This window comes from Pseudomonas helmanticensis (assembly GCF_900182985.1).
Classification (GTDB): domain Bacteria; phylum Pseudomonadota; class Gammaproteobacteria; order Pseudomonadales; family Pseudomonadaceae; genus Aquipseudomonas; species Aquipseudomonas helmanticensis.
Genome location: NZ_FXUY01000001.1, coordinates 2,951,065 through 2,963,049, shown reverse-complemented (window position 1 = coordinate 2,963,049; position 11,985 = coordinate 2,951,065). Strand labels below are relative to the sequence as shown.

The following is an 11,985-nucleotide window of genomic DNA, read 5'->3' as shown; positions in this document are numbered from 1 at the left end:
CATGAACAAGACCACACTGGCCGCCATCGAGCGTCATGCCATCGCGCAGTATCCCGACGAATGCTGCGGTTTGCTGATTCGCGAGGGACGCAAACAGCGTTATGTGCCGTGCCGCAATACTGCGACGACGCCCAGTGAACACTTTCGTCTGGCACCACAAGACTACGCGGCGGCCGAGGAGTGCGGCGAGATCCTCGCCGTCGTTCACAGTCATCCGGATTATCCGGCGACGGCCAGCGAGGCAGACCGGGTTTCTTGTGAGGCCTCTGGGTTGCCTTGGCACATTCTCGAAGTGCGCAAGGATGATGCGGGACGGGTTTGCAAGGGTGAACTGGTCACCATCACACCGAGTGGATATCTGGCGCCCTTGATTGGGCGCGCATTCGTCCACGGGGTACATGATTGCCTGAGCATCATTCTCGACTATTACCGACGAGAAATGGGTATCGAACTCGGTGACTACGACCGCGAGGACGGCTGGTGGGACAAAGGCGCAAATCTCTATCTGGAGAACCTGCCCGCCGCGGGTTTTGAACAGGTCAGCCAATTGCAGCAGGGCGATATCGTGCTGATGCAGATTCGTTCGCCGGTGCCCAACCATGCCGCCATTTATCTTGAAGATGGCGTACTCAAGACTGAGCCTGATCACTTCCCCGCGCCCGGTTCAATCCTGCATCACCTTTATGGGCGAGACAGCCGGCGCGATACCTATGGCGGATATTGGGCAGAAGTGACGGTGAGCTGTTGGCGGCATCAATCGAAAATTTCTCATCATCAGCCCCCTGACTCAATGACTGAAACCTGACTGGAGGTCTTCTCCTGGAGCTGTGAAATGCATCAGCAAAAACTTAGGACTATTCGCCTTTACGGCACCTTGGGTGCCAGTTTTGGTCGCGTGCACCGGCTGGCTGTGAACAACGCCGCGGAAGCCATTCATGCCTTGTGCATTCTGGTTCCGGGGTTCGAGCGCTTTCTGATGGAGTCCCGGGACCGGGGGCTTACGTACTCGATTTTCCTGGGCCGCGACAACATTGGCCAGGACCGGCTCAAAGTGCCGAGTGGCGCACTTGATATTCGTATTGCACCGATGGTTATTGGCAGCAAGCGAGCGGGCTCATTGCAGACGGTTGTCGGTGTCGTATTGATCGCCGCAGCAACATTTTTCACCGGTGGTTTTGCTGGTATTGCCGCTGGTGGTACCTGGGGAGCAGTGGGGTCTGTAGGCATATCCATGGTGATTGGGGGCGTCATGCAGATGCTTTCTCCACAAGCCAAAGGCCTGGGCGCCCAGGACGGCCCTGCCAATCGAGCCAGCTACAGTTTCAACGGCCCCACCAATACCAGTGCTCAAGGCAACCCGGTGGGCCTGCTTTACGGCCAGGCCATTGTCGGCAGCGCAGTGATCAGTGCCGGGATCTACGCGCAGGATCAACTGTAGCGAGCGGCTTTTTACTGCCGGAGAAATCTATGGCAATGCAAACAGATCAACAAAAAATTCAGACGGTCCTGTTATCCGGATCCCTGGCGCGATTGTTTGGGCGCAAGCATCGTGTGACAACTTCCGGCGGGTTTCGGGATGTCATGGGTTACTTCAAGCAGTTCTCCGGTTTCGAAAGATACATGAACGAAAGCGCTGGCAAAGGGCTTCGGTTTGCGCTGTTCAATGGTCGGGAAAATCTTTCGCAAGATGAACTGGGTAAGCCTACCGGCAAAGAGGTGCTGCGAATTGTGCCGGTCATTGCAGGATCAAAGCGCGCGGGATCACTTCAAACCATTGTCGGCAGTGTGATGATCGCTGCCGCATTCGTACTGTCGTTTACGCCATTCGCCGGTGCTTCACCTTTTCTGTATCAAATGGGAACCGCGATGGTGATCGGTGGTGTTTTGCAAATGCTGTCCCCCCAAGCTAAAGGCCTGGGGGCTCAGGACAGCCCCGCCCATCGCGCCAGCTACAGCTTCAACGGCCCGGTCAACACCAGCGCCCAAGGTAATCCGGTAGGTCTGTTGTATGGCCAGTTGGTCGTCGGCAGTTCCGTGATCAGCGCAGGTATCTACGCGCAGGATCAACTCTAGCGTTCGATCTTTTATTGACGTCCACCCAACCCGCCCTGTGCGGGTTTTATTTCGCCTGAAGGAAAGCCATGACTGACCTCATTCTCGCTGGCAGCAAAGGTGGCGGCGCCAAGCCGCGCCCCTCCGTGGAGGCGCCAGACAGCCTGCAAAGCACGGCTTACGCTCGTATCCTCGATCTCGTCAGCGAAGGCGAGATTGTCGGTCTGAAAAACGACGCCCGCTCAGTGTTTCTGGATGAAACACCGCTGGCCAACGACGACGGTAGCCTGAACTTCAATGGCGTCACGCTGGATGTTCGTACCGGTAGCCAGGATCAGGCACATATCCCCGGTTTTCCCGCAGTGGAGAACGAGACGGTCGCAGCGGTCGAGTTGCGTAGTGATCAACCGTGGACCAAGGCCTTTACCAACCTGCAATTGTCGGCTGTGCGGATTCGTCTGGCGGTGGCGCGACTGGCGCAGACCAACACCAGCAACGGCGACACTAACGGTTATACAGTCAAATACGCGATCGATCTGGCCACCGATGGCGGTGCCTTCGTCGAAGTGCTGACGTCTGCGTTCAGTGGCAAAACCACCACCAAGTACGAGCGATCGCACCGTATCGATCTGCCTGCGGCCAAAAGTGGCTGGACCGTGCGAGTACGCCGGTTGACCCCCAATTCCACCAGCGGCGCCATTGCCGACACCACCAGTGTCGAATCGAGTACTGAGGTGATCGACGCCAAGTTGCGCTATCCCGGCTCGGCGATCATCGGTTTGCAATTTGATGCTTCGCAGTTTCAGTCGATTCCTTCACGTTCGTTTGAATTGCTCGGACGAATCATCCGGGTGCCCGGCAACTACGATCCGCAGAGCCGCACGTACAGCGGCATTTGGGACGGTACGTTCAAATCGGCCTGGACCGACAACCCGGCGTGGATTTACTACGATTTGCTGCTGCATCCGCGTTATGGCCTGGGCCATTTGCTCAATGCCGGTCAGGTGGATAAATGGGAGCTGTACCGCATCGGTCAGTATTGCGACCAGCCAGTCTCCGACGGCAAGGGCGGGACTGAACCGCGCTTCACCTGCAACCTGTATTTGTCGGTGCGTGCCGATGCCCTGAAGGTTTTGCAGGATCTGGCGACCACGTTTCGTGGCATGTCGTATTGGGGGGCGGGCTCGGTCATGGCAGTGGCCGACATGCCGGAAGACCCGGTGTACACCTACTCCAACGGCAACGTCATTGATGGCAAGTTCGTCTATGGCGGGTCGGCGAAAAAGACCCGGTTCACCGTGGCGCTGGTCAGTTGGAATGATCCGACGGACTTCTACCGGCAGAAGGTTCAGTACGTCGATGATGCTGATGGTATCGCTCGCTATGGTGTACAGCAGACGGAGATCACTGCGACCGGTTGTACGTCTCAGGCCCAGGCCCAACGCATTGGTAAGTGGGCACTGCTGACCAATCGCCTGGAAACTGAAAGTGTCACTTTCTCGGTCGGTCTGGACGGGACGCTGGCGCGTCCGGGGCAAATTATCCGTGTGGCTGACAACGACCGTGCCGGCCGACGGATTGGTGGTCGCCTGCGTGGTGCAACACTCGATACGCTGACCCTGGATGCCCACGTGACCGCCGAAGCTGGCGATACTCTCACCTTGGTCATGCCGACCGGCAAAGCCGTATCACGTGTGATCAAGTCAGTGAGTATCAGTGACGAGGCGCAGCGTGTGGTCCTTACTCAGCCTTTGAGCGAGTTGCCGCCGGCGCAGTCGATGTGGGCCATTGATTCCGTTTCTCTGGCTGCACAGCAATTTCGCGTGTTGTCGATTGCTGAAGACTTCACCGACACTGAAATCAAGTACAGCATCAGCGCCGTCAAACATGTGCCGAGCAAGTACGGCGCAATCGACAACGGCTCCCGCATCGAGCGCCCCCCTGTCACGGTCATACCGCCAGGCGTTCAGGCGCCGCCGACTTCAGTCACGATCAGCAATAACCACTTCGTCGATCAGGGCAGTGCAGTCGGTGTGATGACCATCGAGTGGGCGCGCCCGGCCAACGCCATTGCATATGAAGTTTACTGGCGCAAGAACGACAGTGAATGGGTGTATGCCGGTCGAACCGGCGGTTCGTCGATGGAGGTACGCGGCATTTATGCCGGGCGTTACGTGGCCAAAGTGCGAGCCATCAACGCGCTGGACATCGGTTCGATCTATGCGACTTCGGTGGAAACGCAACTCTCCGGGAAAACCACGCCACCGCCTTCAGTGACGTTCCTCAAGGCTGACAGCCTGCTGTTCGGTATCGGCCTGAAGTGGGAGTTTCCGGCGGGCGCTGAAGACACGCAGCGAACCGAAATCTGGTACGGGCCAACGGCAAATCTTGAAGCCGCTATCAAGCTGGCCGACCTGGCGTATCCGCAAAGTGATTACACGATGCAGAGCCTGTTGGCCGGTTCGTCGTTCTTCTTCTGGGCGAGGCTGGTCGATCGTACGGGCAATATCGGGCCGTGGTATCCGACTGGCAACGGGGTGCTGGGGCAAGCCAGTTCGGAGGCTGGACCGATTCTCGACATGCTCGCGGGCAAGATCTCGCAGACCGAACTGGGGAAAGATCTGCTCGGTGAAATCGAGAAAATTCCCGGTTTGCAAAGTCGGGTTGATGCCCTGGATGAAAGCTATGATCCGACGAGGACATATGCGAAATATGCCGTCGTCCGTCAGGGCGATCGCTTGTATCAGGCCAAGGCGCTGGTCCCCGTCAATCTGCCACCGCCGAACGCCGAGTATTGGGTCGATGTAGGGCAAACGGTCGAGACTGCCACTGGACTGGTTCAGCAGGTCGGGACCAACACCGCTGATATCAATAAGATCGATGGCGCACTGACGGCTCAGGCTGCTGCATTCCAGGCGCTGCGCGCCGCATCGCGAGATGATAACGGTGAAGGCGAGTTGGCAGATGCGCTCAAAGGGTGGACCAGTACGGCGGCCATCGCCGTCGAAAGCAGTGTCAGGGCGTCGCAGAATGAGGCCACGGCGCAGCGTCTTTCAACCGTTGAGGTCACCACTGATCTGAACACGGCAATTGTCACTTCGCTCGAAAAAGCGGTGACAACCACTAACGCTGCGACAGCCTCGAAAATTGACCAGTTGACCGCACAGGTCGGGCAAAACAGTGCGACCGTGAGGGAGACCGCAACTGCACTGGCGGATACCAGCGGTAAGTTGTCGACTTTGTGGTCGGTGAAAATGGACACGACTGCAGGTGGCCAGAAATATGCGGCGTCGTTCGGCCTAGGTCTTCAGGTTGATCCATCCGGTGTTTCATCGCAGTTCGTCGTGCGTGCGGACACCTTCATGTTGTTAAACCTGGCCAAAGGCACGCCGACTTCACCGTTCACGGTCGCTGGTAATCAGACGTTCATCAATTCCGCTTTCATCCAGGACGGCACGATCACAAACGCAAAAATTGGCAATGTCATCCAATCCACGGCATTAGCCAACAATGGCACTCCCATCTGGACGCTGGACAAGGGCGGACGATGGACGGTGGTGGATCAGGCCGGCACGGTTCGGGTTGAAATGGGGATGCTCTCAACATGACATTCGGATTTAGAACGTTCGACGCGCAGGGAAGAATATCCATTGATGTGACTGATCGGGCACTGAGAGTCATTCACTCGATGCCCGTAAAGTTTGCCGATTCTGGAACTTTTGCTTTGCCTGGTTTCAACTCAAACAATGCAACTGCCTATGTGGTCGGCAACGAGGTCAATAAGCGTCCGGTGTGGGCATTTATGCGCGATGGCTATGTCGAGTGGGGATTCTACGGGTGGTGGAGCAATGCTTACCACACCGCCGGAACACTCTATGTGGTAGCGAAATCATGAGTAATTTTGGACTGCTTGTGCGTAATGCTGGCGGCGCGACCATTATCGACAGCAAGTTCCATAATCTTGGAATTTTGCTGGAGCAAAACATAGCGGTCAGTACGAGTGCCGTGTATCAGTTGGCCTTTCCATATCCGGTGACCTCGGCAGCTCCGCCCATTCTGGCTGTCAGGGCATGGGACAATCCTGCGCTGTTCTATGACAGCGTCCAGTATCTGGGCGGGCCGGGAAATTGGACCGGAGCGGTATTGACCTTTATTGGTAACGGCGGACATACATCCCAGAACATTGCCATACGCGTTTATGCCTATAACCTTCGTTCCGTCAGCGGTTATGGAATGCGCGTGCGTAATGAACGCGGGGAAGTCGTGTTTGATTCTCTGCTTCGCCCTCCTGTCTTTGAAAGAGAGTTGGGGGGCTCTCCCCAGGATTGGATACTGGTCTCCGGACAGCCGATCGCGGGTGCTGCACGCATGGATATCTATCGTCCCGCTTCATGGATCACCAGCTCGAATACCTATCTGGCTGTCGGAATGGCGCTTGATGTCGAGCTGGGGCAAGTGGCAGTCAATGGCGTGACAGTCAACGCGATCACTTATATTCGATGGGGGTTCGCTGCCAATGGCGAACCCAGATTGATGCTCGATTCACGTACCGGCTTCACTACGAATTATCCGGGGATTCCCCAAGCTATCTACTATTCGATGCCGGCCATTCCGATTATCAAAGAATAGCAGTCCCCTGCTTGATAGGCGGACACGTATGTCTTTTGTCCGGTCGTTGCCGCGTTCTGCAATTTTCTAACAATCCTGGAGTACATATGCCCTGGTATAAAACTGGAACAGTCACTGTCGTCCAGAATTCAACCACCGTCACCGGTAGCGGCACTGCGTTCATTGCCAACAGCCGTGTAGGTGATGCTTTTCGAGGCCCCGATGGGGGATGGTACGAAGTCATTAATATTGCCAGCGACACGGCGCTATCCATTGCACCGGAATACCGCAGCAGCTCCGCGAGCGGGCCGTATACGCTGGCGCCCATGCAAGGCTACGTCAAGGATTCTGCGGATCAATTGCGCACCATCGTCAATCAGTATGGAGCGAAGCTTGCGGGGCTTGGCGCAACCGCCAATTTCGATGTACTGCCAGTTTCCAGAGGGGGAACCAGTAGCACAACGCCCGCCGCAGCTCGCGCTGCTCTGGAGCTGGGCAGTGCCGCTTCAGCCACCCTTCAAACCACTCTCAGCGATACGACTGCCGGGCGCGTCATGCAAGTCGGAGCGTTCGGCATCGGCGGTGACACCCCGGTCTACGCTGGAAATATCGATGACGTGGCGTCTGTTCCTGCAGGTCGTTGTTTTGTCATCAATACCAGCACCGGGGTGAAGCCGCCCAATTCAAATTATGGCCTGATGGACACCATCAAGCTTGTTGGCCAACCAGTGCATCAGGTCTGGCACGAAGTCGATGGCATTGCTGCCGGCGGCACCAAGCGCAGTTGGGAGCGTGATCAGTACGGTACCGGCGCCTTCGGCGCATGGCGCATGGTTTACCGACAGAACAACATTCTCGGCGTCGTTTCGGGAGCCGGTGTGCCTACCGGAGCCATTATCGAGCGGGGGGCCAATGCCAATGGTGAGTACACCAAATTCGCCGATGGCACACTTGTCTGCTGGAAGGTGATTGCCACCAACTCGACGGGTACCTACGCGGTGGGCGCATTGTTCGGTAGTGATGCGTATGCGCCGGGTGCCTATCCTTCAGCATTCGCGTCGATACCTACCGTGACGTCCGCAGCGATTGGCAGGGTAAACGTCGATTGCGTCATGGCCAGCGCCTGGATCCCCCCGTCGATCGCCAACTGGGGCGCCTGGCGCGCCATCGCTACAACGAACGCAGCCTCGGCTGCGCAAATCAATTTGATCGCAATAGGCAGGTGGTATTGATGAACATTGTTCTGTCTCCGCAACGCAGAGAGGATGCTCTGACGCTGCACAAGTCGGGCGCGCTGATCACGGTGAACGGCGAAACGTTCGATTTTTCGCGGTTGTCCGACGGCGACACGCTACCGCGAGCCGCAATCGACTCTGAATGGTTCGTGGGTGACGTTTTCCACGAGAACGGCCATTTGACCCTTCACCTGTTGCTGCCGATCCCGGCCGATTACAGTCAGGCGCAAGCGTTTCCTGCCGACCTGATCGATATTCCTGACGGTGACGTGGCATTGCCACAGCCTTTGCCGCAAGAGGTGGTTGAAGTATGAATATCGACTGGTCGCAATTGATCACCAAAGCCATGAAAGAGACAGCGGCTGCCGCAGCACGATTGACCGAAGCTCAAGCACTGCTCAAGAGCAAAAACGAGGTGGCAGCAGCACAGGTCGCTCGTATTCAGGATCGGATCGACACCCTCGGTTACGGCATCGATCTGGGGGAGGCGACGACTGAAGATAAGGCGGAACAGCAAGCACTGCTTGGCAACCTGAAACAGTGGAAAGCCTACAAGTACAGCTTGGGCAAAGTGATCACACAAGCTGCCTGGCCCGTGACGCCGAAGTGGCCTGTCCAGCCCGATGTTCCGATGATAGTGGGTGACCCGGCCTTGCCGCCGGGCTGACTGGCTTTCTGATAGCTACCTGATTGAAATCGTCTTAAACACCTCATACCGCCGAGTGCGGTTTTTTTTCGCTTAAAAAAGGACTGCACCATGCCATGGCTTAGAACAGGTACGGTCAATGTCACCAACAATTCGCCCGCGGTCATTGGCCTCAACGTTGATTTCGTGACTAACGTCCGGGTGGGCGACGCCTTCGTCGGACCGGATGGACGACAATATGAAGTGAGCAATATCGCCAGTCCGGCGATGTTGTCGATCACCCCGGTTTACCAGGGAACGACGGCCAACGCTGCGGCCTATTCGATCATGCCCGTGCAGGGCTATCCCAAGGCACTGGCCGATGCATTCAACAACCTTAACGTTCAGTACGGCCCGAAGCTGGCAGCACTGGGTGACGCGAGTGGTTTCGATGTCCTGCCGGTGCGAAATGGTGGCACCGGAGGAACGGATCTTGTTTCTGCTCGCCAGGGCCTTGGCCTGGGTGCAGTCGCAACCGACACCATTGTGCCCATCGTACGTGGCGGAACCGGCGCGACGGATGCCGCCTCGGCGCGCTTGGCGCTTGGACTCGGTGCTGTGGCAACGGACGCTGTTGTACCGGTAGCACGAGGTGGCACGGGTGGAAACTCCCCGGCAACCGCTCGGTCGGGCCTCGGACTGGGCAGTGCTGCCGTTGCCGCGTTGGTCGGAACGGTCAGCCAGGACAAAGGCGTTCCAACCGGAGCCGTCATTGAGCGCGGCGCCAATGCCAACGGTGAATACGTCAAGTTTGCCGACGGCACGTTGATTTGCACCCTCAGCAACAAGGGCGGCGCAGTGTTTAACAACCCGTCCAACATGGGCTTCAACTGGTCTTATCCGATGCCCTTCGTGACGCTGGGATTTGTCATTGGGAATCTGGTTGGAGTATTGGGTGTGACTAGGGCGGTAACCAGCGTCAGCGCCTATAGCAGAGGGCTCGGTTTTGCCAGCATCTGCGCTTTCAGCCTTGGTCAGTTCGTACAAGGAGACGAGCTAATAGTCTCCTTTGACTGCTTCGCCATCGGCCGGTGGTTCTAAGCAAAACCCAGACTGAAAACTGCGGCTGGGGTTCCTCGTTAAATCGGGTTGAGTACAGGCGCTGACCTGCGACCGCCCCCACTCGGTACTTCCTCATGAAAATGACCCCTCTGGTCACGCAATTGCGTGCTCAGTGCCCGACGCTGGGCAATCGAATCACCGTGGGCATTGACGTCGCTGCACTGCAAGCCGATGCGGCGCTACAAATTCCGTGCGCCAGCATCACATCGCTGGCCGATGCAGCCAACAACAGCACCTCACAAAACCTCACCACCCAACCGATCCGCGACCGCTTCGAAATCGTCCTGGCGCTTGACGCCAGCGACGCTACAAAAGCGCTGGATCTGTTGCATGACCTGCGTGCCGAGTTGTGGCGCGCATTGGTTGGGTTCAAGCCGGACAAAGACTACAGCGCCATCGCTTATGACGGCGGCGAGCTGGTCTCGATCAACAGCAGCCGGGCTTTCTATCGGCTGCGCTTTTTTGCCGAGTTCCAGCTCGGCCGCAATCTGCCAAGTCAGCCTGCGGAGAGTTGGCACGAACGCGAACTGGACGGTTTGTCGTCCTTTACCGGGGCCACCGTGCGGGTCGATGCGATCGACCCCGCCGACCCCAACCTGAAACGCCCGGGCCCCGATGGGCGCGTGGAAATGACTTTCTCTGGAGACGTAACCCCATGAGCAATCGCATCACCGTATTGCCGGCCGCCGGCCGCGCCGTACCTGACCCGGAGGCCGGCGATCTGCTGCCCCTCGAAGGCCGTGAAGTGCTGGACAGCGCCTGGTGGCGCCGACGTCTGGCCGACGGCGATATCACAATCAAAACCGCAAAAGCGGCTAAACCACAGGGAGCCAAATAATGGCGATCGGATTCAGCAACATCCCCGCGGACATTCGTGTACCGCTGTTCTATGCCGAAATGGACAACTCGGCCGCCAATAGCGCGAGTTCGACCATGCGCCGTTTGATCGTGGCTCAGGTCAACGACAACATCGCACCGACTGAAGTCGGCAAACTGGTGTTGGTGTCCAGCGTTGCGCTGGCGAAAAGCATCGGCGGCCAAGGCTCGATGCTCGCCTCGATGTACGAGACCTTCCGCAAGGCCGACCCGATCGGCGAGATCTGGTGCCTGCCGCTGCACAACGCTGAAGGCGCCGTCGCCAAAGGCGTGTTGACCCTCACCGGCACCGCGACCCAGGCCGGTCTGCTCAATCTCTACGTCGGTGGCGTGCGTGTGCAAGCCACCGTGGTCAACGGTGGCACCGCAGCCCAAGCCGCCACCGCACTGGCGCAGAAAATCAACGCCACGGCCGACCTGCCGGTCAGCGCTGCCGCTGCTGAAGGTGTGGTCACCCTGAACGCCAAATGGACTGGCGACAGCGGCAACGACATCAGCCTGCAATTCAATCGCCTGGGCAAGAGCAACGGCGAAGAAACCCCGGCCGGCCTGACTGCTGCAATCACCGCCATGACCGGCGGCGCCGGTGTGCCGGATCAGGTTGAAGCGATCGCCGCACTGGGTGATGAACCGTTCGAATTCATCGCACTGCCATGGTCCGATCTGTCGACCCTCAACACCTGGCAAGCCGTCATGGATGACAGCACCGGTCGTTGGTCGTGGGCCAAGCAACTGTTCGGTCACGTCTACAGCGCCAAGCGCGGCACCGTCGGTACTCTGGTTGCTGCCGGCCAGGCACGCAACGACCAGCACATGACCATTCAGGCGCTGGAACCGGGCGTACCGCAACCGTTCTGGGTACAGGCTGCCGCACTGGCTGCACGCACCGCCGTGTTCATCTCCGCCGACGCCAGCCGTCCGACCCAAAGCGGCAGCCTGCCGGGCGTTGATCCGGCGCCGGCGAGCGAGCGCTTCACCCTGACCGAGCGTCAGTCGCTGCTCAACTACGGCATCGCCACCGCCTACTACGAAGGCGGTTACGTGCGTATCCAGCGCTCGATTACCACCTACCAGAAAAACGCTTACGGGCAGGCCGACAACTCCTACCTGGACAGCGAAACCATGCACCAGTCGGCGTTCATCGTGCGCCGTCTGCAAAGCGTGATCACCAGCAAATACGGCCGGCACAAACTGGCGTCCGACGGCACCCGCTTCGGCGCCGGCCAGCCGATCGTCACCCCGGCGACCATCCGTGGTGAGCTGATCGCCCAGTACGCCAAGCTCGAACTGGAAGGCCACGTGGAGAATGCCGAGCTGTTCGCCGAGCACCTGATCGTCGAGCGCGACGTGCAGGATCCGAGCCGCGTCAACGTGCTGTTCCCGCCGGATTACATCAACGGTCTGCGCGTGTTCGCACTGCTCAACCAATTCCGTCTGCAGTACGACGACGCGGCTTGATCAGCGCGT

The 11,985-nt window shown here is 58.2% G+C and carries 13 protein-coding genes; all 13 read left to right on the top strand.

The window, feature by feature from the left end:
* The first annotated feature begins 1 nt into the window (after nt 1).
* The 13 genes from QOL84_RS13320 to QOL84_RS13260 all read left to right on the top strand — a co-directional run bounded on the left by QOL84_RS13320 (nt 2) and on the right by QOL84_RS13260 (nt 11,976).
* Complete coding sequence (locus QOL84_RS13320) at nt 2-805, top strand: C40 family peptidase (RefSeq protein WP_283437496.1); 804 nt, start codon at nt 2-4, stop codon at nt 803-805.
* Nucleotides 806-832: 27 nt separating this feature from the next.
* Complete coding sequence (locus tag QOL84_RS13315; protein ID WP_283437495.1) at nt 833-1,438, top strand: tail assembly protein; 606 nt, start codon at nt 833-835, stop codon at nt 1,436-1,438.
* A 29-nt stretch (nt 1,439-1,467) separates the two neighbouring features.
* A complete protein-coding gene (locus QOL84_RS13310; RefSeq protein ID WP_283437494.1) occupies nt 1,468-2,073 on the top strand; it encodes a tail assembly protein in 606 nt (201 codons plus the stop codon).
* Between the two features lie 68 nt (nt 2,074-2,141).
* Nucleotides 2,142-5,660, top strand: a complete 3,519-nt coding sequence (locus QOL84_RS13305; protein WP_283437493.1) for a TipJ family phage tail tip protein — start codon at nt 2,142-2,144, stop codon at nt 5,658-5,660.
* Nucleotides 5,657-5,947 carry a hypothetical protein gene (locus QOL84_RS13300; protein WP_283437492.1) on the top strand — a complete coding sequence of 97 codons (291 nt, stop codon included), beginning with the start codon at nt 5,657-5,659 and terminating at the stop codon, nt 5,945-5,947. Before QOL84_RS13305 ends, QOL84_RS13300 begins: the two co-directional genes overlap by 4 nt.
* Nucleotides 5,944-6,681 carry a hypothetical protein gene (locus QOL84_RS13295; RefSeq protein ID WP_283437491.1) on the top strand — a complete coding sequence of 246 codons (738 nt, stop codon included), beginning with the start codon at nt 5,944-5,946 and terminating at the stop codon, nt 6,679-6,681. Before QOL84_RS13300 ends, QOL84_RS13295 begins: the two co-directional genes overlap by 4 nt.
* Before the next feature lie 86 nt (nt 6,682-6,767).
* Nucleotides 6,768-7,892, top strand: coding sequence for a hypothetical protein (locus QOL84_RS13290; protein WP_283437490.1), 1,125 nt, complete (start codon nt 6,768-6,770; stop codon nt 7,890-7,892).
* Nucleotides 7,892-8,209, top strand: a complete 318-nt coding sequence (locus tag QOL84_RS13285) for a hypothetical protein (protein WP_283437489.1) — start codon at nt 7,892-7,894, stop codon at nt 8,207-8,209. Before QOL84_RS13290 ends, QOL84_RS13285 begins: the two co-directional genes overlap by 1 nt.
* On the top strand, nt 8,206-8,562 hold the full coding sequence (locus QOL84_RS13280; RefSeq protein WP_283437488.1) for a phage tail protein: 357 nt from the start codon (nt 8,206-8,208) through the stop codon (nt 8,560-8,562). Before QOL84_RS13285 ends, QOL84_RS13280 begins: the two co-directional genes overlap by 4 nt.
* Before the next feature lie 90 nt (nt 8,563-8,652).
* On the top strand, nt 8,653-9,621 hold the full coding sequence (locus QOL84_RS13275; protein ID WP_283437487.1) for a hypothetical protein: 969 nt from the start codon (nt 8,653-8,655) through the stop codon (nt 9,619-9,621).
* Nucleotides 9,622-9,716: 95 nt separating this feature from the next.
* Nucleotides 9,717-10,301 (top strand): phage tail terminator protein, encoded by a 585-nt coding sequence (locus tag QOL84_RS13270; RefSeq protein ID WP_283437486.1) that lies wholly within the window; start codon nt 9,717-9,719, stop codon nt 10,299-10,301.
* Entirely contained in the window at nt 10,298-10,480 is a 183-nt protein-coding gene (locus QOL84_RS13265) for a DUF2635 domain-containing protein (RefSeq protein WP_129389937.1), read from the top strand. Before QOL84_RS13270 ends, QOL84_RS13265 begins: the two co-directional genes overlap by 4 nt.
* Nucleotides 10,480-11,976: a phage tail sheath subtilisin-like domain-containing protein gene (locus tag QOL84_RS13260; protein WP_283437485.1), complete on the top strand. Its 1,497-nt coding sequence runs from the start codon at nt 10,480-10,482 to the stop codon at nt 11,974-11,976. The genes QOL84_RS13265 and QOL84_RS13260 overlap by 1 nt, the downstream gene beginning before the upstream one ends.
* The last annotated feature ends 9 nt before the right edge of the window (nt 11,977-11,985 follow it).